General features: G+C 33.6%; 18 protein-coding genes. 2 read left to right on the top strand and 16 right to left on the bottom strand.

What is annotated here, in order from left to right; all coding sequences use genetic code 11:
• Positions 1-212: 212 nt before the first annotated feature.
• The 15 genes from ABEG63_RS09805 to ABEG63_RS09735 all read right to left on the bottom strand — a co-directional run bounded on the left by ABEG63_RS09805 (position 213) and on the right by ABEG63_RS09735 (position 19,597).
• Positions 213-713 carry a YfbM family protein gene (locus ABEG63_RS09805; protein WP_346584386.1) on the bottom strand — a complete coding sequence of 167 codons (501 nt, stop codon included), beginning with the start codon at positions 711-713 and terminating at the stop codon, positions 213-215.
• A gap of 94 nt (positions 714-807) precedes the next feature.
• The gene (locus ABEG63_RS09800) at positions 808-2,190 is read right to left on the bottom strand and encodes an MFS transporter (protein ID WP_346584384.1); all 1,383 of its coding nucleotides are present in this window, start codon (positions 2,188-2,190) and stop codon (positions 808-810) included.
• Positions 2,191-2,194: 4 nt separating this feature from the next.
• Positions 2,195-2,710: a nuclear transport factor 2 family protein gene (locus ABEG63_RS09795; protein WP_346584382.1), complete on the bottom strand. Its 516-nt coding sequence runs from the start codon at positions 2,708-2,710 to the stop codon at positions 2,195-2,197.
• A gap of 286 nt (positions 2,711-2,996) precedes the next feature.
• Positions 2,997-4,853, bottom strand: a complete 1,857-nt coding sequence (locus tag ABEG63_RS09790; RefSeq protein ID WP_346584380.1) for a glycoside hydrolase family 13 protein — start codon at positions 4,851-4,853, stop codon at positions 2,997-2,999.
• A 255-nt stretch (positions 4,854-5,108) separates the two neighbouring features.
• Entirely contained in the window at positions 5,109-6,158 is a 1,050-nt protein-coding gene (locus ABEG63_RS09785) for a M14 family metallopeptidase (protein ID WP_346584378.1), read from the bottom strand.
• 34 nt (positions 6,159-6,192) lie between these two features.
• Positions 6,193-7,182 (bottom strand): bile acid:sodium symporter family protein, encoded by a 990-nt coding sequence (locus ABEG63_RS09780; RefSeq protein WP_346584376.1) that lies wholly within the window; start codon positions 7,180-7,182, stop codon positions 6,193-6,195.
• A gap of 91 nt (positions 7,183-7,273) precedes the next feature.
• Positions 7,274-8,428 (bottom strand): hypothetical protein, encoded by a 1,155-nt coding sequence (locus ABEG63_RS09775; protein ID WP_346584374.1) that lies wholly within the window; start codon positions 8,426-8,428, stop codon positions 7,274-7,276.
• 14 nt (positions 8,429-8,442) lie between these two features.
• A complete protein-coding gene (locus tag ABEG63_RS09770; RefSeq protein WP_346584372.1) occupies positions 8,443-9,318 on the bottom strand; it encodes a hypothetical protein in 876 nt (291 codons plus the stop codon).
• Between the two features lie 3 nt (positions 9,319-9,321).
• Positions 9,322-10,152 carry a hypothetical protein gene (locus ABEG63_RS09765; RefSeq protein WP_346584371.1) on the bottom strand — a complete coding sequence of 277 codons (831 nt, stop codon included), beginning with the start codon at positions 10,150-10,152 and terminating at the stop codon, positions 9,322-9,324.
• Entirely contained in the window at positions 10,149-11,390 is a 1,242-nt protein-coding gene (locus tag ABEG63_RS09760; protein WP_346584764.1) for a radical SAM protein, read from the bottom strand. The genes ABEG63_RS09765 and ABEG63_RS09760 overlap by 4 nt, the downstream gene beginning before the upstream one ends.
• Positions 11,391-11,461: 71 nt before the next feature.
• On the bottom strand, positions 11,462-11,698 hold the full coding sequence (locus tag ABEG63_RS09755; protein WP_267405419.1) for a hypothetical protein: 237 nt from the start codon (positions 11,696-11,698) through the stop codon (positions 11,462-11,464).
• A gap of 87 nt (positions 11,699-11,785) precedes the next feature.
• On the bottom strand, positions 11,786-13,945 hold the full coding sequence (locus ABEG63_RS09750; RefSeq protein WP_267405420.1) for a glycoside hydrolase family 97 protein: 2,160 nt from the start codon (positions 13,943-13,945) through the stop codon (positions 11,786-11,788).
• 102 nt (positions 13,946-14,047) lie between these two features.
• On the bottom strand, positions 14,048-15,127 hold the full coding sequence (locus ABEG63_RS09745; protein WP_346584368.1) for a SusE domain-containing protein: 1,080 nt from the start codon (positions 15,125-15,127) through the stop codon (positions 14,048-14,050).
• 19 nt (positions 15,128-15,146) lie between these two features.
• Positions 15,147-16,739, bottom strand: coding sequence for a RagB/SusD family nutrient uptake outer membrane protein (locus ABEG63_RS09740; RefSeq protein WP_346584366.1), 1,593 nt, complete (start codon positions 16,737-16,739; stop codon positions 15,147-15,149).
• A 14-nt stretch (positions 16,740-16,753) separates the two neighbouring features.
• Entirely contained in the window at positions 16,754-19,597 is a 2,844-nt protein-coding gene (locus ABEG63_RS09735; RefSeq protein ID WP_346584364.1) for a SusC/RagA family TonB-linked outer membrane protein, read from the bottom strand.
• 333 nt (positions 19,598-19,930) lie between these two features.
• On the opposite strand from ABEG63_RS09735, the gene metG reads away from it, so the two are divergent.
• A complete protein-coding gene (gene metG, locus ABEG63_RS09730; protein WP_346584362.1) occupies positions 19,931-21,967 on the top strand; it encodes a methionine--tRNA ligase in 2,037 nt (678 codons plus the stop codon).
• Positions 21,968-22,026: 59 nt separating this feature from the next.
• Positions 22,027-22,683, top strand: coding sequence for a hypothetical protein (locus ABEG63_RS09725; protein WP_346584361.1), 657 nt, complete (start codon positions 22,027-22,029; stop codon positions 22,681-22,683).
• Between the two features lie 193 nt (positions 22,684-22,876).
• Here the strand turns inward: ABEG63_RS09725 and ABEG63_RS09720 are convergent, their stop codons facing one another.
• Positions 22,877-23,581, bottom strand: coding sequence for a class I SAM-dependent methyltransferase (locus ABEG63_RS09720; protein ID WP_346584359.1), 705 nt, complete (start codon positions 23,579-23,581; stop codon positions 22,877-22,879).
• Between the last annotated feature and the right edge of the window lie 512 nt (positions 23,582-24,093).

The raw sequence follows: 24,093 nt of genomic DNA, 5'->3' as shown, positions 1-24,093 counted from the left end.
TTAATGATACAAATGTACGGTGGAGGAATCGGAAAAATGTTGATGTAAGGTAAGAAACGATATGGAAATATGATCAACAATTATTGAACATTAATCACTGAGATTTGAAGACAAAGTTCATTAAGTTTTTTGAAAATTGATTTTTTAAGTTTCACCAAGCCGTTCTACTTATATAAAGACACAGAGATCTATTAAAAAAATGAAAAATTCTCTTAATTTAAATACGTGATCATTCCTTCCCCATTCTTCGCGGCTTCCGCATACATTTTCTGAACGACTAAAAAATTATCCGCTAAATAATCAAAGGCATCATCTCCTTCTGCCCAAATTTCAGGATAAATTCCTAACTCGGTCATTTTCTCAGGATCAAATTTTAATTTAAGATCATCAACGGTAATTTCAGCAATCTGTTTATTCAAATCAACAACCTGTTCAGGCGTTAAATAATGAGCTGGGCCATATCCTAAATCCTGATTTTCATCAATCAACTGCCCGCTGAATAAAACTTTCGTAAGCGGATGATTTATTTCCGATATTCCATCACCTGTCAATAAAAACAGAATTCCGTCCCAAGCTTTGTCGATATCATCTGGATTTAGATAATCCAGCTCTTCGTTTTCACCGTAAAGCCAGTCTTTTAACATAGAACTGTCATTTAAATATTCTTCAAGTTCAGCTTTTGTTACCCGAAATAAATTTCCTATCATACTCATAAATAAAGTGTATTTTGATTATTTTGCTGTTTAACTTTTAAATAAAAATATAAAAACGAACCGAAGCCCGTTTTATAAGTATTGAAATTTTATTTTAAAAATGTACCTGTTGAATTTCTTCTTCAATTTCTTTTGGAGTATCATGTTCTGATTTAACGAAAAATAATGTTAAAACCGCTCCCAACAACATACAAACTCCACCAACAACTACATAATCAATGGCTTGTTTTCCGAAAACACCACTCACAATCGGACCTCCGAAAATACCGTTAATAATCTGCGGTATCACAATGAAAAAGTTGAAAATCCCCATATAAACGCCCATTTTCTTTTGCGGAATTGAATCGATCAACATCGCATAAGGCATCGCTAGAATACTTGCCCAAGCAAATCCCAATCCGACCATTGAGATCCAAAGATTATTGACATCTTTAATGAAATACATCGAAATTAAACCCAAACCACCACAAGCCAAAGCTAAAGCGTGAGTTTGTTTTTTTCCAATAAATTTTGCGATCGGTGTTAAAGCAAAAGCAAAGAAAATCGCATAGAAATTATAACTTCCGAACAAACTTCCCGTTAAATCTCCGGCTTTATTAAATTCTGCAGAATGTGTATCATCCGGTGAAAGCCCAAAATGATGAGTCGCCAAAGCACTCGTCGTAAAAACCCACATTGTAAACAGCGCAAACCATGAGAAAAACTGAACAATTCCCAGTTTTTTCATCTGAGATGGGATATTATTAAAATCTTTGAAGATATCTGAAAATTTAGATTGATGTTCCACAACTTCTTTACCATCATCGAATGCCGCAAATTCTTCAGGCGAATACTCTTTAGTCGTAATAATCGTATATAAAATGGATACAATTAAAACCGCCGCACCAATGTAAAAAGCATAAATCACATTATCTGCAACAAAACCTTTGGGAGCTGAATTTGAAACGCCCCATTTTGTCAACCAATTTGGTAAATCCGAACCAATAACCGCTCCAATTCCTATTAAAATCGTCTGAACAGAAAAGCCAATCGTTCCCTGATGTTTTGGCAGCATATCTCCGACCAAAGCTCTGAATGGTTCCATCGCCACGTTGATTGAAGCATCCATCATTGCTAAGAAAATCACCGCCAATAATAAAACATTTGCAGCCATCATTTGCGTTGCAGAAGCTGCATTTGGAAGCATCACCAAACCGATTGCACAAAGAATAGCTCCAATTAAAAAGTAAGGTTTTCTTCTTCCCAAAGGACTCCAGGTATTGTCTCCCATATGACCGATGATGGGTTGAACGATCAATCCCGTAATCGGTGCAACCAACCAAAACCATGATAATTCATGAACGTCTGCTCCGAAATTTGCTAAAATTCTACTCGCATTTCCGTTTTGCAAACCAAAAGCCATCTGAATTCCCAAAAATCCCATGCTCATGTTGATGATTTGAAGCATGGATAAATTTGGTTTAATTTTTTTCGTCATTGTGTTATTTTGATTTTAATTGTTGAATTAAAGCATCTTCAATCGGAGCTTTTTCTGCCACTATTTTATCTACAATATCGTTCGGAACCGTCACAGAAAGTACATATTGTTTCACTTTCCATTGTCCGTTGATTTTTTCAACAACGCCCGAACCGCGACAGATTTTCATTTGAGTATCCAGCAATTCATCAAACCAAGCCAGTTTTCCGTCTTTGCTGAAATAGATATTTCTTTTTAATGAAGTGAAATTCCAAGTTGTTTTTTTGTCGAAATAAGGTTTTGCCCACACCATAAATGCTTTTTTATCCCAAACTTCGGTAGCATCTGTTCCGATAAATGTGGATTCGTCGGCGAAATAATTGAAATAGGTTATGAAATCAGCTTTTGCTGCTGCGACATTGAAACCATCGAGCATTGTTCCGATTGCTGTTTTTTCTTTGTCGAATTTTGATTGAGCTGAAATGGTTGTAAAACTCAATACAAACAGGATGAATGTAAAGAATATTGTTGTTTTTTTCATGTTTAATTTTATTTTTTAACGCAAATAGCGCAAAGTTTCTTTTTTAACTACTAACTGTTTTTAAGTTCTCAAAGACGTTTCACTTAAACAAGATCATAAAGATTTGGTTGTGATATTTATGAAAACATTTATGCTATTCGTATTTAATTCTTTTTTTAACGCAAAGAGCGCAAAGTTTTCTTTTTTTAACTACTAAACATTTTTAAGTTAGCAAAGGCGTTTCACTTAAATAAGATCACGGAGACTTGGTTGTGATATTTGTGAAAACATTTGTGCTATTCGTGTTTTAATTCAATTCAATGACCATCGATGTTTTCGCTGGGATTGTTAAGCGGTTTTGCAATGAAAATTCTTTGTCGGAAATAATGTCTTTTCCTTTTGAAAATCCCTTTAAAGATTCTGCAAAATGTTTCAGATCCAATGTTTCTTCTTTTTCATTGTTATTTAAAACTACCATTACGCTTTCTTTTTCGTTATATCTAAAATACACAAAAACATTATTCTGAGGAACGAAATTTTTAGTTTTTCCGGTGTGAATCACTTCTTTTCCTTTTCTCCAGTTCAGTAATTTCTGTGTGAACTGGTAAAATTCCTTTTGATCAGGCGTTTGATTTGATGGATTAAAAGCGTTTATTTTATCCGATTTCCAGCCACCCGGAAAATCTCTTCTGATATCGGCATCCCCACCTTTATTTTTATCACCGCGCATTCCTACCTCAGAACCATAATAAATTTGAGGAATACCACGAACGGTTGAAATTAATGTCAGCCCCAATTTATATGCTTTCGGATCATCATTAAAAATTTCATTCCATCTTTCGGTATCGTGATTCTCGAAGAAAACCATTACATTATTGATATCGGGATAAAGGAAATCACTTGATAAACTATTATAAATACGATTCATCCCGCTATCCCAGCCTTCTTTTTCCTTCAATGCTTTCGGCATATCTCCATACAACATAAAATCCATGACAGATGGAAGATTGGAGTTGTAATTTGCTGCTTCTCCCGTTTTGGAATCCTTTTGCCAAGCCGAAATATGACCAGCAGTATTCAGCCAAGTTTCTCCAACAATATTAAATTTCGGATATTCATCCGTGATTGCTTTTGCCCATTTTGCCATCGCTTCTTTATCGTTGTAAGGATATGTATCTACCCGAAAGCCGCCCAATTCAGCGTATTCTATCCACCAAATTGCATTTTGTGTTAAATATTTTAAAACCAAAGGGTTTTTCTGATTAATATCCGGCATCGTGGTATCAAACCAACCATCCAACGCGACTTTTTTATCAATTTCAGAAGCATTGGTATCGAATTGTGTTGTGGTTTTGTAATTAGAACGTTTAAAACCATTTTCACCATCATTAAACCAGTGAATCCAATCTTTGGTCGGTAAATCTTTGATCATCCAATGCGAAATCCCCCAGTGATTGGTAACATAATCCATCACCAGCATCATCTTTCTTTTATTTAATTTTTGAGAAAGTTCTTTGTATTCTTCATTCGTACCATAACGACCGTCGATTTTGTATAAATCTGTCTGGGCATAGCCGTGATAAGAATACACTTTTTCATTATCTTCATTCACCGGAGTTAACCAAACAGCCGTTGCACCAAGATTTTGAATATAATCTAAATTATTGATGATTCCTCGCAAATCTCCGCCATGGCGTCCATTGGGAAGGATTCTGTTTGCTTTTTCGGTTAAGTTGGGTTGAGAATCATTTTTTTCATCGCCGTTGGCAAAACGATCCGGCATAATCAGATACATTACATCTTTTGAGGTAAATGATTCTCTGTTAGCAGAGTTAGGTTCTCGTTGTTTCAATTCATATGTATAAGAACCTATATTTTTTTTACCTTTTTTGATATTAATTTTAAACTTCGGAACGTTGATCTCATTGGTATTTACCGTTACAAAAACATAGTTCGAATTTTCAGTTTTCTGAATATCTTTCGCCTGAATACCATCCGAAAGTTCAATTTCATTATTGGCTATATCTTTTCCATAGACCATGATCTGGAGTTCGGGATTTTTCATTCCTTTCCACCAAAATGCGGGTTCTACTTTGTCTAAAGGTTTTTGTGAGAAAGCGATGACTGCTGTTGATAAAGCAATGATGGTATATATTTTTTTCATTTTTAATATTTTAAACTAATATTTTTAAACGCAAAGGACTCTAAGATTTTTTTTTCTACTAACTATTTTTAAGTTCACAAAGGCGTTTCACTTAACTAAGATCTCAAAGATTTTTGTCTTGAGTTAGTTTTTTAAACTTTACGCTTTTGTATTTTTTAACGCAAAGGGCGCTAAGTTTTTTTTGACTACTATTCTTTTTTAAGTTCGCAAGGGCGTTTCACTCAGCGAATGATAGCAGTGCTTTTGATATTTGTTTTAAATTTTATCTTTTTCGGTATAGCCGATGCAAAATAAGGTTTCACCTTTGTTGACGGGTGGAGTTCCTATTTTATAGAGGATAATTCCGTTTGTATTTGAAATAACGTCTTGTTTTTTATTTCCGAATTCATCCGTGATATAGCCTACTATTTGATTCTTTTTTACTTTGTCTCCGCTTTTCAAATCGCTGTAGAAAATTCCGTTTTCAGGAACTTTGATATAGTCTTGCTGATTGAGCAGAGTTGCTGTTTTTTTGTTGATGAACTTCGATTTTCTTCTTACATAATTTCCGGAATGTCCCAGCATATTGTACACCGCCGTTTTAATCAGGTCTACATTTTCTTTCTGAACAGTTCCTAATTTCCCAGCCTCAATACTTAACGCAGTAATTCCTTGTTGGGTTGCTTGTTTGAAAGCATATTTTGCCGGTTCGGTTTGGGTTAAATTATATGGATATGAAACTATATGATCAATTTGCGACTGAGCTGATAAATCATGAGCCAACTTAGTATTTTCGGGAGTATCTTTTCTATTGTAATAGCATACAAATGGCAGCAAATCTTCGTTGGCATCACCTCCGTGAATATCTAGAAATATCGTTGAATTTGAGATAATTTCTTTTGTGATCAAATTTGCAATTTGATCTGTCGGAGTTCCATTTGCAGAACCCGGAAAAGCGTTGTTTAAATTTTTTTGATCTAAAGGATTAATGAAAGGTGTTCTTTTCTGAAAAGATCCAACATTCGCAATAGGAACAATGATGATCGTTCCTTTGATCTGATCGGGATCTATTTCCTTCAATATTTCCTGAATGGCAACAATTGGTGGATATTCGTAACCGTGAATTCCTGCCACGATACTGAAAACGGGGTCTTTTTCCTTCCCTTTAATTATAGAAACAGGAAGATAAGTTTCTTTTGTCTCACTTTTAATACTAAAAACGGTATCTTTTCTAAATGAACCTTTTTGTTCAAGGATTTGACTTATTTTTTGTGCATTGACCCAGGAACCCATTATTGCTAATGATAACAATGTCGCTTTCTTCATAATTTTCATAGAATTAAAGATAATCAAATAATTTTTAAACGACTGATTTTCTTTGTGCTATTTTGCTTGCCAGCCAACTCACATAGAACAGCTGAAAACTATGATAAACCATCACGGGTAACAGAAATAAAACCTTCTGATCATCAGGAACTCCCAATACCAAAAGAAAGAGACTTCCGTGTACTAAAGATTTCTTTGAACCACAAAATGTTACTGTGATGACATCCTGCGCATTGAACCTCATCTTTTTTGCAATGAATTGCAAAATATTGTAAACCGCAAAAAATAAAAAAACCACACTGAATGCCAGAATTAAAAATACAATTGGAGGAACTGAACCGAAAATATTTTCAATAAATGCTGTGGAGAAACTTTCATAGACAATTAATAAAATAATCAGCCTGTCAAATTCTGCAATGATCTTTGAATATTTGGTAATCCATTTTTTGAATACTGGATTTAATAAAATTCCTAAAATGATAGGTAATAAAACTTTAATTAAAAGCTGCTGAACGACTTCGCCATGATTTTCGGAACCGGAAGTGGGTTCAAGGAAAAAGCTCATCAATAATGGCGTCATGACAATTCCGATTAATCCTGAGATAGACGCATTGAATATCGCAGAAGTCACATTCCCTTTAGCAATAGAAACCATGACCACAGATGATGAAACCGTTGATGGCAAACAGGCAAGAAAGAATATGGAAAGCCAGATGTTTTCAAATTCTGAGCTTTTCACCAATGGGTAAAACAGTAAAACCAGCAGCGGAAAAAAAATGAAAGTTCCGGACTGAATGAGTAAATGCAGCTTCCAGTTGGAAATATCTTTTACGACTTCTTTTAAATTAAGTTTCAGTCCGTACAAAAGGAAAATCCCGGCAATTCCCCAATCGATAAAAGCTGAAAGATTGAAAAATTCATTATAAGACTCCTTAAAAGGAATCAATTTTGCCATAAAGACCATTACGATTAACAGGAGAAGGAATATATTCTGCTTGTTAAAAATTTTAGCCATCAACGCCATTAGATAAATTAATTTTTTTTAGAATAAAAAATCCTTAAAGTTTTTGTCTTTAAGGATTATAAATTTATGGAATATTTATTTTATGATGTTATCATTTACTTTCAATATAATTATCATTAAATAATTTATTCGGTTTTAAATAAATAACATTTTGTTGAAAATCGAGAAATACATTAAACCTCTTTAATATCTCATTTCCTAAAATATGCATTCTTCTATTACTTACTAACCTACTTTCTGAGAGCAATTGAGCCGGAATACTTTTTAGTTTATATTTTCCTAAAGATAACGATTGAAGATCGGCTGTAACAACCGGAACTTCATTTCCCTGACCGCCTTTCATCATTACTTTTTTAATTATTTTCATTTGATCTGTTGGAAAACTTTGTTCTTTTAATAAAGGTTCATCCAGCATTGCTGTTCGTTGATATCCTGTATCAAAAAGAAACCAATCTTTATTCTTTTTTGTCCCTTCCTGTATGGTTGTTTCTACAAAAAATAATTGATCGTAATATTTTATATTTAACTTTTCATACGATTTATCTTTTTGTACAAAATTGGGAAGCTTGGAATGAACAACCATTATACCGAGATCGTAATTGAGTTCTACCACCATTCCATCGAATAAATCCCAGCCAAATCTTCCGTCTGTTCCATGCCCTGATAACTCTACCTGACGAATTCTGAATCCTTGATATTTTTTATTTCCGATAGAAAGAATATTGAGACCAGGTTTTAGAGGTTGTTTAATTTTATCCTTCAAAGCATCTTTTGTAAGAGAAAGGTTAATCGTTCCTGTATCAAAATTGAGTGTAAGAGAATCTGTCTTATTCAACGCTGTTTTCACAAACATCGTATTCTGCTCATTGATTCCTAAACGAATACTATCATGAAATGCTGGCGTTGCCTTGCTGAAATCTTTAGGCAGAGAACTTTCGATTCTTGTGTAGCATGAATCTTTTCCTTTTAAAAGAATCACAAAATCTTTCTTTTCCCCCTGCTTTATTAATATTTTAACTGAATCTACGTCAGTTTTTACTTTAACAATTTTAGATTCTTTTCCTATTTTTGAGACCGTATAAATATCTGGTTTTACAGATGGATCAATATTCCAATCTGTTTTTAAAGTGCCATCTTCAATAATAATTGCCTTAGACGAATTAGCTCTTAAAACAGGAAGTTTCTTTTGAGCAATGATATGAATAAGTGACAATATTGAAAAGACAAATACTAATGTATATTTCATATAATATATTATGATTAAATTAAAAACTTCCCCAGATATGTCATTACAATATCCAAAGATGAACTGCCAAAAGTTGAGCCGTCATGAAAACAATTATCTGTGGGAGCAATATAATAGTGATAAGGAGGCTGCTCTATTTTCAGCACAGGATAATCTGGAAATAATTTCATGAAATAGGATGTTATATTCTTATTATTCACTTCATTTTCATGTACATTCATTTTCGTTTTAATCATGTTGTAAACTTGAAGCATGGAAAGATTAATTAACAACAGATAACGTGATTCTTTGCCAATATTCAAAGAAATTCTATTGCCAAACTTATGAGCTGTATGTAAAGTCATAGTTTCGGAGCTATCTTTATGAATGCCAATAAATTTCAAGTCATTAATTGTAAAACCTATTGGAAATTTTCGTTTGTCTAATGATACAACTTCACTATTTGCATAATTAGTCGCTAAACTCATAAATCTGAAAGACCCCTGCGAAATATTTTCAAGAAATTCATTTAACAGCAAATTAATCTCACTTATTAAATTTTGATTTTCTCTGAATTTCCTAAATACCTCATCATCAGATTGAGCTTCTTTTAAATTCAAACCATCAAATAATAATTGAATATTTTGAGGAATTTCACCTATAAATACAGAATTGTAATCTTTTTTGTCTTTATTATTTCCTGCTATAATTTTATATTCTGAAAGATTTAATTTTCGCCAATCTCTTTTAGGTAAATAAGCCTCCGATTCATATTTTTGTGAAAATTTTTCATCTTTAAAAATTAATTCATTAGAATGTTGTTTTGAATGATGTATAAGTCCTGAATTAATCTGAACAATTTTAGAAAGTTCATCTGCATATATTTTAATTCCTGGTTTTAGTTTTTCCATATCTTAATATTTATCAAAAACTCCTACATAAACCATAGTTATATCAAACTCTTTATTGCCAAGTGTAGTACCATCATGAATAAAATTGTCTGTAGGCGCAATGTAGTATTGATAAGGTTTTATTTCGAGTTTTAAAACAGGATATTCCGGATATAAAATAAAAAATTGTTCCACAATATTTTCCGAGGTTATTTTTTCTGAATACTTTTTTTGAACCATCCCATAAATTTGTCTTAGTGTCAAATTAATAAAATACAGATAGCGTGATTCTATACTAATATTGATAGAAATTCTGTTATTCGATTTATAGGCAGTATGGGGAGTAAACAATTTACTTTTATCTATATGTAAACCCGTATACTTAAATTGATTTTGCCCTAAATGATGAAAAGTAGTACTCTGCATATCAGCAAGTGATCTTGCAATTCTGTGAAATTTATAATTATTTTCACTAGATTTTTCACTCAAAAATACATTCAGTGTATCATTTATTTTTTTTGTTAATTCTTCATCTTTTTCAAATTTCTTTGGAACATCAAAAAGAGATTCACATTCATGCAGGTTGAATTTTTTAAACAAATCTTGTAACGAATCTGGAATAAAACCGATTGCCAAAGTATTAAACATTTCGCCATCAGCAATATCTGTTAAAATTTGTTTATGCTCTAAATCAGTAAGTTTATGCCAATCTGTATTTGGTAAATAAGCATTACGAAAGTATTCAATCTCAGGATTTTTATTATCTACCAGAGAAACACCTGTATTAATCCAAATTTGATCTTTTATATTTTCAATATGACGATCATAAACTTTAATACCTTTCTTTAAAATCATACTAAACTGTAGGCTAATAATTTATCTTTAATATTTTCGTGAATTGTAAAAGAAGTTTTATTTTCCAACTCTTCTACAATTTCTAAATAGGAAACTTTTGAAAGTTGCATCTCTTTACAAACATCCGCAGGCAAACTATCAATAAGATCGTTTTGAATATGAGTAACTAACTTTATCATATCGTGACAATAAATTGTAGGATTATCAAAACCGTTTTCATTAGAATATCTATTTAATAAAAAACCTCCACCACATATTTCATATATTGGACAATTAAGACATTTCTCATTTACCATTTGGTGGGAGTTAATATATATATCAAACAGAGGGTCTTCTAATACAGCATCAATTTCATGGGTATGGATATTAATTTCATTTCTGGTAATTCCTTCGTAACAAGCTCTGATAGAATCTGCTACTTCAAGATTCCCATTCGTTTCCAATACTGCAACACCATTCTTTTTTAAACCAATCATTTGATCGCCCACTTCTTCACCCACAATAAGTTGAATTAAAGTTTTAAAAAACCTCATGTCCGGTCTTTTAGAATCACTTTTCCATATTTCGAACAATTCAATCAACCAATCCGCGTATGGAGTATAACCACTGGTATTCACTTTTTCTTTTATCGTATCATCAGGTAACTTATCAAAATGTCCGTCTGGCAGAAGAAGATTAAAGCTTGGTATATTTAGATTTTTGAACTCCTGATACAGCTCGATTGGAGTTATATTAAGATTAACAACAGATAAAACACCATGCATTCCTTTATTCAAACCTAGCTCTATGGCCTGCTGAACATCATCATAAGAGCCTTTACCATTATGAAAAACTCTATACTTATCATGATATTCTTTAGGCCCATCCATACTAATTCCAACGCGAATATTTAATTCATTAAAAAGATCATACCACTCTTCATCTAGGCCAACACCATTAGTTTGAATGACAAAATCAAAATAAGAATTGTTAAGTAGCTCTCTGAATATCTTTATACTTTCGCGATAAAATTCTTTTGGATATAATAGTGGTTCACCACCATGAAATACGATCTGAAAAGATTTTAAACTATTTTCAGTACCATAACGAGATAATTTTTGAGCAAAAATCCGAATGGTATCCATAGACATAAATTTAGGCTGCTTTAAGTAGGTTTTATCTCCTAAATTATACATGTAGCAATAAGAACAATTAAGGTTACACCTACTTGCAACCTTCAGAACAAAAGAAGTCACCATATCTATATCAATAAACAAAGTTCTCCGTTATTTTACTAACGAAGAACTTAAGTTTTAAAAATCAGTAATTTTTAAGCTCTTAAAAATTGATCAGGTGCTCTGTCATAAGCAGCTGAAGCTCCTGTTACTGCCAAAATTCCACAATTAGGATCTGTACCACCTCCAATTCCTGTTCCAGGATTAGTGATTCCGACACCTCCAAAAATAGCCTTATAAAGATCTACATTTTCTTTGTCTGAAGTTTGGATTGATTTTTTTAGAATTTCTTTTTGTTCAAGATTACTCGTGATCTTAAATTTCTTTTTCATAAAATGAATTTTGGTTATTAATTTACTTATCTCACCAAATATAGAAAATTAATTTCACAGTAAAAAACAATTTTAATTAAAAAATTATTAGTTTATTTTCTTAATAGATATCGCAAACCCTCCACTTCTTACCATTTTAAAGTTGATCTTAGATTTACTCGTGATCTGCTTTTTGTAGATATTATAGCTTTGAGGATTGTTGATGTAATCTGCATCTTTTCCATCTTCATAGATCGTTGCTTCATACTTCTGACCTTTATCCAGGAAAGAGAAATCTACACTGTAATCACGTTTGTTTTCATCGGTAATTCCTCCTACAAACCAATTATCGGTACCTTTTGCTTTTCTTGCAGTTACCACATAATCTCCCGGTTCTGCCGATAAAATCTTCGTATCATCCCAATCTGCTGCCACATCTTTGATAAATTGGAAAGCATCCATGTGCTTTTTGTAGTTTTCAGGAAGATCAGCTGCCATCTGAAGCGGCATATACATCGTTACATAAAGAGCCAACTGCTTTGCCAGCGTTGTTTTCACAAAACGAGTATCTCCAGGGAAATAATAATCTAGTTTTGTCTGGAAAATTCCCGGCGTGTAATCCATAGAACCTCCCATCCATCTTGTAAACGGAAGAATCGTCTGATGATCCGGATTGTTTCCTCCAAAAGCTTCATATTCCGTTCCACGAGCGGCTTCAGCAGAAATGTAGTTTGGATAAGTACGGCTTTCTCCTGTCGGACGAACCGATTCGTGAGAATTTACCATAATTTTATACTCATTCGCTTTCTCAGCAATTCTGTAGAAATGATTGATTGTCCATTGAGAATAATGGTGCTCTCCTCTTGGAATGATGTCTCCAACATAACCAGTTTTCACCGCATCATAACCATATTTGTTCATCAACTGGAATGCTTTATCAGACCATCTTTCATAATTCGTCGCCGAGCCTGAAGTTTCGTGATGCATGATTAGTTTAATTCCTTTTGAATGCGCATATTCATTCAACATTTTAATGTCGAAATCTGGATATGGCGTGATAAAATCGAATACATATTCTTTTGAGTGACCGAACCAGTCTTCCCAACCAACATTCCAGCCTTCAATCAATAATCCCTGGAAACCGTTTTCAGATGCAAAATCGATATATTCCTTAACTTTTGTATTGTTGGCAGCGTGTTTTCCGTTTGGCGTTAATTTAGAGAAATCGGTTACGCCAAGACGCACGTTAGATTCCGGCTGACCGTATGCCCACTGAGATTTTCCGATGATCATTTCCCACCAAACACCCATGTATTTTGTTGGGTGAATGTAAGAAGTATCTGTATATTTTGTAGGCTCGTTTAGGTTGAAGATCATTTTAGAATCCATTACATCTTCTGCTTTTGGCGAAACGATAATCGTTCTCCACGGCGTTACAGAAGGTGTTTGAATATATCCTTTTGCTCCCTGTCTGTCGGCTGTAAGGTGAGTTTTAAGCTTAAAATTCGTAGCATCTACTTCTAGGTGAGAGGCCGGATAATCTAAAACAGCCGCTTCCGCAACGTTGATGTATAAAGGTTCTTTACCTTCTTTTTTAAGCATTAAAGGAGACTGAACTGCATTTTTGATCAATGTCTGAGATGCATTGGCATCTGCCGCTTTTGGCCATCTTGCAGGAATTTCAGAAACTTTTGTTTCCTGATACTGGTATTCCTGAGAATCGTAATCTGCAACCATCCACCAAGATTTCATATCTGTAGGAAAATCGAATTCAGAATCCTCTTCTCTGATTACGAAATAGTTCAGATTTTTCTGTTGAGGAAATTCATATCTGAAACCTAAACCATCATTGAACAATCTGAATTTCACAACAATACTTCTTTCAGTAGTTGCCTGATTCAGCGTAACTGCCAATTCGTTGTAATTGTTGATATAGTTTTTCTTTTCACCTAAAACCGGTTGCCAGGTTTCATTTTTAGAATCTCTTTTTTCTTCTGTTTTTGTGAAACCGCTGTTCAGATCGAATTTAGCATCTTCAGGCTTCGCGATTTCTGAGGCAAATTTTATAGAAGTATCTTTAAATAATCTCAATCCCAATTTAGAATCCTCAACAACTGTTTTACCGTTGTATTTAAGGTTGTAGTAAGGAACGCCTGCTTTCAATTGGAAATCCATTTCGAATTTTCCGTCCGGCGATTTTAAAGACTGTGCATTAACACCCGCAAACATCATTGAGAGCAAAAAAGCTCCAACTGTAATTTTCTTCATAATGACTATTTATATAAACTTTAAAAATAAAGAAAGTGCTGTTGTAAAGCAGCACTTTGCTCTGTTGTTCAGATTAAATTAAGGTTAATTTTTTAAGGAGATTTAGAATAATGGAATAAAAGAAAACTCTCCTGTGATATCATTAAAATAGACATCATAATTGAATTGTGTGCTTACAGGAATGTTTCCTCCACCAATATCACCTACTCCAAAAAACTCCTGAGCCGTTCCCCAGTTAGTTCCCCAATCGTGGTTTGCTCTAAATTTAAACTCTCCAGCTTTAAGCTCTACATTTTTCTTCACCCAAATGTGCGCATCAAATGTGTTTTTTTGCAAATCAACATCTGTATTCCAATCGCCTGAAGCACTACCAATCATTGAAATTGAAGTATAAGTAGTTGTTGGAGGAGTTACTGACACAAATGTATAAGTAAGAGAGATAATATTAATTGTTAATTTATAATATCCTGCTGTAGCTACGCTAATATTTCCTGAACCTCCATCTGTACTTAAAACTCCTGCTGAAGATCCTAAACCATATTGTACATCCCAACTTCCCGGAGTTTTTATCATTTTAAATCCTCCAGCAGCAAAATAACCCGTATAAGAATATACACCCGTCGTTGCAGATTTTTGTAAAGGATATATTTTAGCATTTGTTGCTGTATTATCCCACGCCCCTGCTGTAGCGTCTCCAATTAAATACAAATCTGTATAATTGTATACAGGACCATTTATATATGGTGTAACCGTTAAGTTAATCACATTAGAGTACGTAGTAGAATAATTTTTAACTTGAGATTTTAAACGAACTTCAATATCAGTTGCAGTTGCTGAAGTGATTCCTAAAGATAAAACAATAGCATTCAATTCCTTAACAGTATATGAGTGTTTCACATCTGCTGCTGCTAATGTTGTAGATTTTGGAGCGGCAAAATCGGTTCCTTTTATTGCAAACTCTAATGTATTTTCTACAACAATTGTCGCATCATATTTGGTATTTGTCCAGTTAAATGTAACTGAGGTATCATCATCATTAGCACTTTCTAAAACCAATGAGGTTTTATCTGAACTTAATGAAGATGCAGTTACCTGACCAATTGTTATTTTATCATCATCTTCACAAGAAATTACTAAAAATCCAAGGAAAAAGACAAGTAATATTTTAAATATATTTTTCATAACTATTCAATAATAAATGTTAAAAACCAGGATTTTGAGTCAAATTTGGATTAGCTGACAATGCTGAATTCGGAATAGGAAACACATTGTAGTTAGGAGATATAGATGTTCCATTTTGTACACCTCCTTTCCAAGGCCATAAATATGTTCCTCCTGTAAATTTATCAAATCTAATTAAGTCCGTTCTTCTTTGTCCTTCCAAATTAAATTCTCTTCCTCTTTCCGCTAAAATAAAATCTAAAGTGATATTTCCTGCCGTTACTTGCGATGTAGTTCTTTTTGATCTTAAATCATTAATATAAGTAAGTGCTTGAGAAACATTAGCTGTTGAAGCTCCTCGCACAGCACATTCTGCATAGGTAAGGTAAGCTTCTGCCAATCTAAAAACTGGAAAATCGGAGCCCGAAAAGTCTGTAGCTTCTGAAGAGCCTGTTGTATTTAGATTTCTAAATTTAACAGACGGGTAACCATCAGTCCATGTTTTATAATCAGTCATTTCATAATTATGATTGGTCTGCCAGAATAATTTTCCTCTTTGATCCGAAGTTGCAGCTAATAAGCTTGCACTGCCACTATTAAAGTCTGTTAAACTATTACCAAATAGGCCATACCAAGCTTTTGTAGCTCTGTGACCACCCCAACCGTCTCCTTTCATACCGAAAAGTGCAGGGCTTACTGTAGATGGGCTTCCTCCCGTATTACCGTTGATAATATATGTTGAATTACCATAACTTTGAGTTCCAATAGGATCTGCAATTAATGGGAAGATAATTTCAGGCGACATATTGTTATCTGCCGAAAACATTCTTACAAAATTGGTATCAATAGAATATCCTCCCTCATCAATCACTTTCTTTGCATACGTTGCCGCATCATTCCATCTCGCTGTGCCCGTATAAACCTGTGCATTAAGATATAACCTTGATAATAGCATTTGTACGGTAGCCTTATTTACATGGCCATATTCAGTAGATTTAGCAATAGTAGGCTCAATGGCTAATAATTCGCTTTCAACATAATCAAATAATTCTTTTCTTGATGCTTGCTCCTTTGGAACAGTACTTCCGAGATCTTTTTCAGTAATGATTACACCTTTACCGAAGCAATCAATCATATAAAAATAAGAGAAAGCTCTGATAAAACGCAATTCACTAATATACTGCTCTTTGTTAGCAATATCTGCTTTACCAAAAGCCTCAATTAATGCATTTGCCTGAGGAACTGTGTAGTAAACTCTATCAAAAAGATATCTGAAAAATTTGTTATCAGCAGTCCAGTTCGTAGTTGTCGTCAGCTGGTCTAAACCATTGTCTCCCCATCTGTTCTTCATTCCGTCTGCCGTAAAGTCTTCAAGATTTATAATACCTCTTAAGAAAACTGTTTCACCTTTGTCGTCTCCAGTAATATCTGCCTCACCCGGACCTTTCGCACTAGACATAGATAAAGAAGCATATACTTTTGCCAGCAAACCATTTGCTGCATTGGGCTGTGATTCTAGCAATTGATCCAAAGTTAAAAGATACTCAGGCTCTGTATTTAATTCATTCAAACAAGAAGTTGTAGCAACTAAAGCGAATGATAAAAATATTATTTTGAATTTATTAAGTTTCATTGTATGTCAAATTTTTAAAAGTCAAGATTTACTCCAAATGTATATACTCTTGGTCTTGGATAGAAGTTAGCATCTATGGAATTGAAGTTTTCAGGATCCTGCCCTACATAATTATTAGTAATAATAAATGCGTTATTTACAGATCCGTACACTCTTAAAGTAGTTCCTTTAAATAATTTATCAAACTTATATCCTAATGTTATATTTTCACAACGTAAAAAAGTTGCATCATGTAAATTATAGTCAGACAAACCTTCTACATCTGTTTTGCTTGCAAATCTAGGATCAGCCGCTCCATCATAAAAGTTAAGAACATTGTATAAGCTATTACTATTTACAGGATTTGAAGCTTCCGTATATCCTCTGTTTACTCTAGCTGCATAATAAACCTTTCCTCCAATCTGCCCTCTAAAACTAGCTGATAAATCAAAGTTTTTATAATTAAATAATGTTCCAAAACCGAATGTCCAATTAGGTCTCAAAGGAGCAAAATATTTATCTTCATCGTTTATTTGGCCATCTCCGTTTCTATCTACAAAAACTCCAGGTAAAACCCTTCCATCGTTATCATAAACCTGTTGGTAAACCCAAGCAGAATAAGGCTGCTGCCCTACTGCGTGCTGCGCAAGAAGAACTCCTGTTCCTGCAAATGATAATGAAGATTCTGATGCAGCAACTTTTTCTCTACCTTTTAAATCATCCACATTTCCAATATTATAAGCAATATTTCCGTTTAATTCCCAGTTAATATTGCTTGTTTTTATCGGAACTAAATTTAATGAAGCTTCAAAACCTTTATTTGTAAGGCTTCCTACATTATCTACAAATTCATTAGAAAGCATTTGCCCCGAAGGAAAAGGAACTCTGGCTAATAAATCCGTTGTTTTTCTATGATAATATTCTAATGAACCTGATAATCTTCTGTTTTTTGTACTAAAATCAAGCCCGGCATTATAAGTAGTCGTTTTTTCCCATGTTAAATTTTGATTATATGGTAATGCTGTAAACAATTCCGGAATAATGCTTCCGTCTGGCAAAACAGTTCTTGGGAAATAGAAATATCTAATGTCCCCAATTTCATATAAAGGACTATAAGGATAAAAGCCTGCAGCTCCTGTAATATCTTGTTGCCCTGTCTTACCCCAGCCCAATCTCAACTTCAACTCCGAAAATCCCGAATTTTGCATCCATTTTTCATCATTTACTTTCCATGCAAAAGCAGCTGCAGGGAAATGTCCCCATCTATTGTTTGTCGGGAATAATGAAGATCCGTCTGCCCTGTAACTTAAAGTGAATAGATACTTATTTTCAATATCAATGTTTGCTCTACCAAAGAAAGACTGAATATTTAATACATTTCTGTAATTATTTGCGTATTTACTATATGGAGACTCCTGACGAACACCTGTTGGAGAATCTGTATTAAATAGCTGCTTTGTTCCTTTATTATCAAAATTCTGATAAGAATAACCTCCTTGAATATCAAATTTTGAAATAAACTTATCGCCATAGTTTTTACTGTAAACTAAATAAGCATCCAACAATCTGTTAAAAATATTTTGATCCTCACCATAATTTAGCCCTGGATTATAAATGCCACCCACTGGAACACTATTCTCATAAACAGTTCTATAAGATTGCAAAGCATTATTAGCATACAGTTCTCGAATTTCGGCATGCGAAGATTCAGCTCCTAAATTTAATACCGCTCTTAAATCAGGCAAAAAGTGCATCTTATAATCCAATTCTACATTTCCTAAGAACTTTTGTACTTTTTCAGGTCTTGTTCTTTGTGTAAGTACTGCAAGAGGATTGGTTGCACCCGTCATTAAATAACCATTAAATGTCTGATAATAGCTTCCATCTTCATTGTATACTGGTTTTGTAGGGTCTGCTGTGATAGCACCACCAATAGCGCCGCCCTCATCAATTGTATTCTTTTTTGAAATGATATTTTTCACATTAATATCAACTTTCAAATGATTGTCCAGAAATGTTGGCGTTAATTTAAAGGAAGCAGTATATCTATCATAATCATTAGTTTTTACAAGTCCCTGAGTATTATTATACCCTAATGAGAATCTTGCTGGCATCGATTTAAATAAATTAGATCTGATACTTAAATTATGATCGGTTGAAACTGAAGTTCTGAAAATTTCATCCTGCCAATTGGTATTATACATTTTTTGTTGGCCATTTTCAGTAACACCCAACATACTTGAAAATGTAGGATTATATTCGTTAATGAATTTCTCAAAAGTAGGGCCATCCATCACATCCAAGGTTTTGGTAACCTTACCTATTGATATATTACCACTATAGTTGATTCGCATTTTCCCCGAAGTTCCTTTTTTAGTTGTAATAATGATTACACCATTTGAAGCTCGAGAACCATAGATTGCAGTTGCAGAAGCATCTTTTAAAATTGAAAAAGATTCAATGTCATTAGGATTTACAAGCGATAAAGGATTTGATACCCCTGCTGGGTTTGACGAATCTAACGGAATTCCATCAATCACAATTAATGGATTATTATTTGCCGTTAAAGAAGCACCACCACGAATTCTAATATTCGGAGCAGAATCGGGAGCCCCTCCAGAACTAGTAATTCTAACCCCAGGTGCTTTTCCTGCAATCAACTGATCAGCGGAAACGATTGCGCCTTTATTGAAGTCTTTTTCAGAAACAGCCGTTACCGATCCTGTAAGATCCGACTTTTTCTTCGCTCCATACCCAATCAAAACAACCTCCTCGATTTTTTTCTCCTTGGTTGTGGAGTCCTTAGTTTGCGCATGCATCATTGAACTTGCCAATAGAAATGCGGGCGCTATTTTTAATACCGTTGTAAAATTTCTCACAATATTATTTTTATATAGTTTCGTTTTTTAAGAATAAAGACTGTAAGTCAGTCTTGCAATTTAAAAAAAAATTAGAATTATGTTAATTTTATTAAAAATTTGGTTAAAATTGTGTAGATTAAACGAGTGTTTTAAGTTAAAAAACTGTTTTCCATTTATTTACATTAAAATATGCAAGACATAATATTAATTTAATTTTAACAAAAAGTTAAACATGCGTTTAACTAAATATAACATTTGAGCATCCCTTATCTTGACAAAAGCTTTTAAAAACAGTAATTCAAACAATTTTCAGGGAGAATCCGTATCTTTGCAGTCAAAATTTAACTATAAATGTCAAACAGAAAGATGATTACGGCAGCTTTGCCTTATGCAAACGGACCGGTTCATATAGGACATTTGGCAGGTGTGTATATTCCTGCGGATGTTTACGCAAGATTTCAGCGAAGATTAGGAAAAGATGTAGCGTTTATCTGTGGTTCAGATGAGCATGGGATTCCTATTACCATCAGAGCAAAAAAAGAAGGAGTAACCCCTCAGGATATCGTTGACAAATACCATGAGATCATTAAAAAATCTTTTTCAGATTTAGGGATTTCTTTTGACGAATATTCGAGAACAACTTCTAAAAACCATTACGAAACCAGCCAAGATTTCTTTAAGGTTTTGTATGAAAAAGGGAAATTCACGGAAGAAATGTCTGAGCAGTACTTCGACGAGCAAGCCGGAGAATTCTTAGCTGATAGATACATCGTTGGAACTTGCCCAAATTGTGGAAACGAAAATGCTTACGGAGATCAGTGTGAAAAATGTGGTTCTACCCTTTCTCCATCTGAGTTGATTAATCCAAAATCAATGTTAAGTGGAAACGTTCCTATTTTAAAAGAAACAAAAAACTGGTATCTTCCATTAAACGAATACGAAGATTTCCTAAACGAATGGATTATTGAAGGTCATAAAGATGACTGGAAGCCGAACGTTTACGGACAGGTTAAATCTTGGTTAAACGACGGTTTGAAACCTCGTGCTATGACCAGAGATTTAAACTGGGGAGTTCCTGTTCCACTTCCGGGTGCAGAAGGAAAAGTGCTTTATGTATGGTTTGATGCGCCGATCGGATATATTTCTTTCACCAAAGAATGGGCAGAGAAAAATGGAAAAGATTGGAAAGATTACTGGCAAAGCGAAGAGTCTGATTTAGTTCACTTTATCGGAAAGGATAATATTGTGTTCCATTGTATTATTTTCCCTTCGATGATGAAGGCTCACGGCGATTATATTATGCCGAAAAACGTTCCTGCTTTTGAATTCCTTAATCTTGAAAACGATAAAATTTCAACTTCAAGAAACTGGGCAGTTTGGGCACACGAATATGTTGAAGATTTCCCTGGACAGGAAGATGTATTGAGATATGCTCTTCTTTCTTCAGCTCCGGAAACTAAGGATAATAATTTTACCTGGAAGGATTTTCAGACTAAAAATAATTCTGAATTAGTTGGAATTTTCGGAAACTTTATTAATAGAGTTGCTGTTTTAATTCATAAATATTATGATGGAATTGTTCCTCAAGGGGATGTAAATACTCCTGAATTAAAAGAAATAAACAAAGCCGCAAGTGAAATTTCAGGATTCTTAGAAAACTATGAATTTAGAAATTCTTTAACAGCTTTGATGAATTTAGCACGTTTCGGAAATCAATATCTTCAAACGGAAGAGCCTTGGAAAACGATTAAAGATAACCCTGAAAAAGCTGCACATTCATTATTTGTTGGAGCTCAGATTGCTGTTGCTTTGGCTCAGTTATGTGAACCATTCATGCCTTTCAGTTCTGAGAAATTATTGAATATGTTTAATGTTCAAAAATCGGATTGGAATGATGTTCAAACAAAATCTGTTTTAATTGAAACAGGTCATAAAATCAATGAATCATCTCTTCTTTTCTCAAAAATCGAAGATAATGTAATCGAAGCTCAAATCCAAAAGCTGGAAGACACGAAACAAAACAATAAAAAAACAAACCCTAACGCAAATCCTATGAAAGACGAAATCACTTTTGATGATTTTACGAAAATCGACTTAAGAACAGCGACAATTACAGAAGCTGAAAAAGTTGAAAAAGCAGATAAATTATTAAAACTGACCGTAGACACTGGTGTTGACGTAAGAACTGTAGTTTCAGGAATTGCAGAAAGCTTCACTCCGGAAGAAGTTATTGGCAAACAAGTAATGATTTTATTAAATCTTGCACCAAGAAAAATCAGAGGAATTGAATCTCAGGGAATGTTATTATTAACCACAAAACCAGACGGAAAATTATCTTTCGTAACACCAGACGACAGCAATGTTGAGAATGGTATTGAGATTGGATAATTTTTAGAGGTAATAACAATATGAAAAGAGCATTTTTCAATGCTCTTTTTTTCTGAATTATGGTTAATAAAAGCGTTTTAGATAAACTTTCCGACAAGGAATTACAAAAGTATATACAAAAAGACAGTCGATTTACTCCGAAAGCCATTCAAATAGCTTTCGAAATTCTTCAGGAGAGAGGAACTATTTTTTCCCAACAGGAAAAGAATGATATTTTGGACGTTATTCAAAACAGAAAGAACGCCGAACAAACAAAATTACAGGAAGAAAAGGAACTTTGGCAGGAACACTTAACAGATGATCCGGCTGCTGTTGCTCTTTATTCGAGAAGTACAATTTTAGTGATTAGTTTTTTATTTGGTACAATTCCCGGAAGTATATTGCTTTTTTTAAATTTTATCAAAATAAAAAAATATATTCCGGCTATTCTTACTTTAGCCTTTGGTATTTTATATTTTTTCATACAAAACTATGTAATATCCGCCCTTGATCTTCCTCACGATCGTTCGAGATATGATCCTAGAATTTTTATAATTGGCTTGGGAAGCATCAGTCTGATGATTATTTCTGTAGCCGTTTTACCAAAAAAATTCATTTACAGATCAACATCACTAATCTTTCCTATCATTTTGGCCATGATTACGCTTGCTATAATGTATTTTGATGGACAAAAGCTTTTTTCAAATTATCTGATTCCAAGGGTTTTTAACTTATAGTAAACAAATGAAATACTATTTTTTCATTATGAAACAAAAAAAATTCAAATGCGGTTCATGTGAATTTTTATTTTTAATGCATTGAGAACCTCAGCATGACATTGCGAATACTATTCGCTTAAAAAGAAAAGCTATTGTGAACAGTTAGTATTAGAAATGTCATGCAGAGCTTGTCGAAGCATCTATAATTTAATTATTTCTTTGTCAATCTCGCTAAATAAGAATCTTCATCCTGCAAAACTTTCTCAATATTAAAACCATTATTTTCTGAAGCATTTTTCAATGTATAAAAGTCAAGATACAGCCATTTGATCGGCTCTTCTGATTCGCCTTTGTAATGAACGATATAATCTAATTCACCATAATATCCGCCTGCAGGAATATACACTCCACCATCATAATCTTTATCGAACATATACAGAATATCCGTGCTGTCAATCAGGATTTGTCCGTTTTCATTTAATAAAGAATGAAGCTTTTTAAGGTAGATATCAATTTTCTCTAGACTTCCAAAAATACCTGTTCCGTTCATCAATAATAAGATGGTATCGAAAGTTTGACCTTCAAAATCCAGCATATTTTGAGAAACAGCTTTTTTGATTCCACGTAGTTGACAAACTTCAATTGATTTTGGCGAAATATCCAATGCAGTAAGATCCAGATTCTTTTCATTTTGGAGATATAAAGAATGTGAACCCGCTCCCGCTCCGATATCCAATGTTTTTCCTTGAGATAATTCCAACGCTTTTTGTTCAATATCATTCATATCTTCAAAATCACGGAAAAGATAATCCACCGGAAGTTCATCCAGCTCAGAAATTGAAGTTTCAGTTTGCAGATCTTCAGGATTTTCATCATGATAGAAATCCCAAATCGCTTTGCCCATTAAATCTTTCATATCTTATTTTAAAGCCGCAAAGATAAGGTTTTGAATATTGAAAATAAACGGGCTAGCTTATTTTTTGACTTCCTGTAATTATTTTTTAGGAGCTATTTGGTTACATCGAAAAGCAATATTAGTTTTATTTGAAGCTTTTTGACTTCGTCGAATTGTTGTTTTATTTTTTTTTTGGAGCAATTTCCCGCTTTCGCTACTCGCTTTTTCTAGGTTCGGCTCGGCGGCTTCGCCGCCGAGCCGAACCTAGAAAAGAGCTCAAACATACCGCTCAATGGTAAGTTTGCCTTGCGAAAAATAAAGGAGTATTTTAGTTAAAAAAATTAACTTAAGATAAAAAGCAGCAGGATAAAGACAGAAGCTCAATTGATACTTAAGATATCGCCCCCGATTTTATTCCCCTGCTGCTGTTTTCTTCCAAATCCGGATAGAACGTTGTTTGGTCATCACTTTTACCATGGTGGATCAGAAGAAAACCTCTTAATAAAAAGAATTTTATATGTCAAAAATATCAA

Origin of the sequence: Chryseobacterium sp. C39-AII1, assembly GCF_039672645.1 — a bacterium.
Lineage (GTDB): Bacteria > Bacteroidota > Bacteroidia > Flavobacteriales > Weeksellaceae > Chryseobacterium.
The sequence above is the reverse complement of the archived record's forward strand: the minus strand, read 5'-3'. Positions and strand labels throughout refer to the sequence as shown.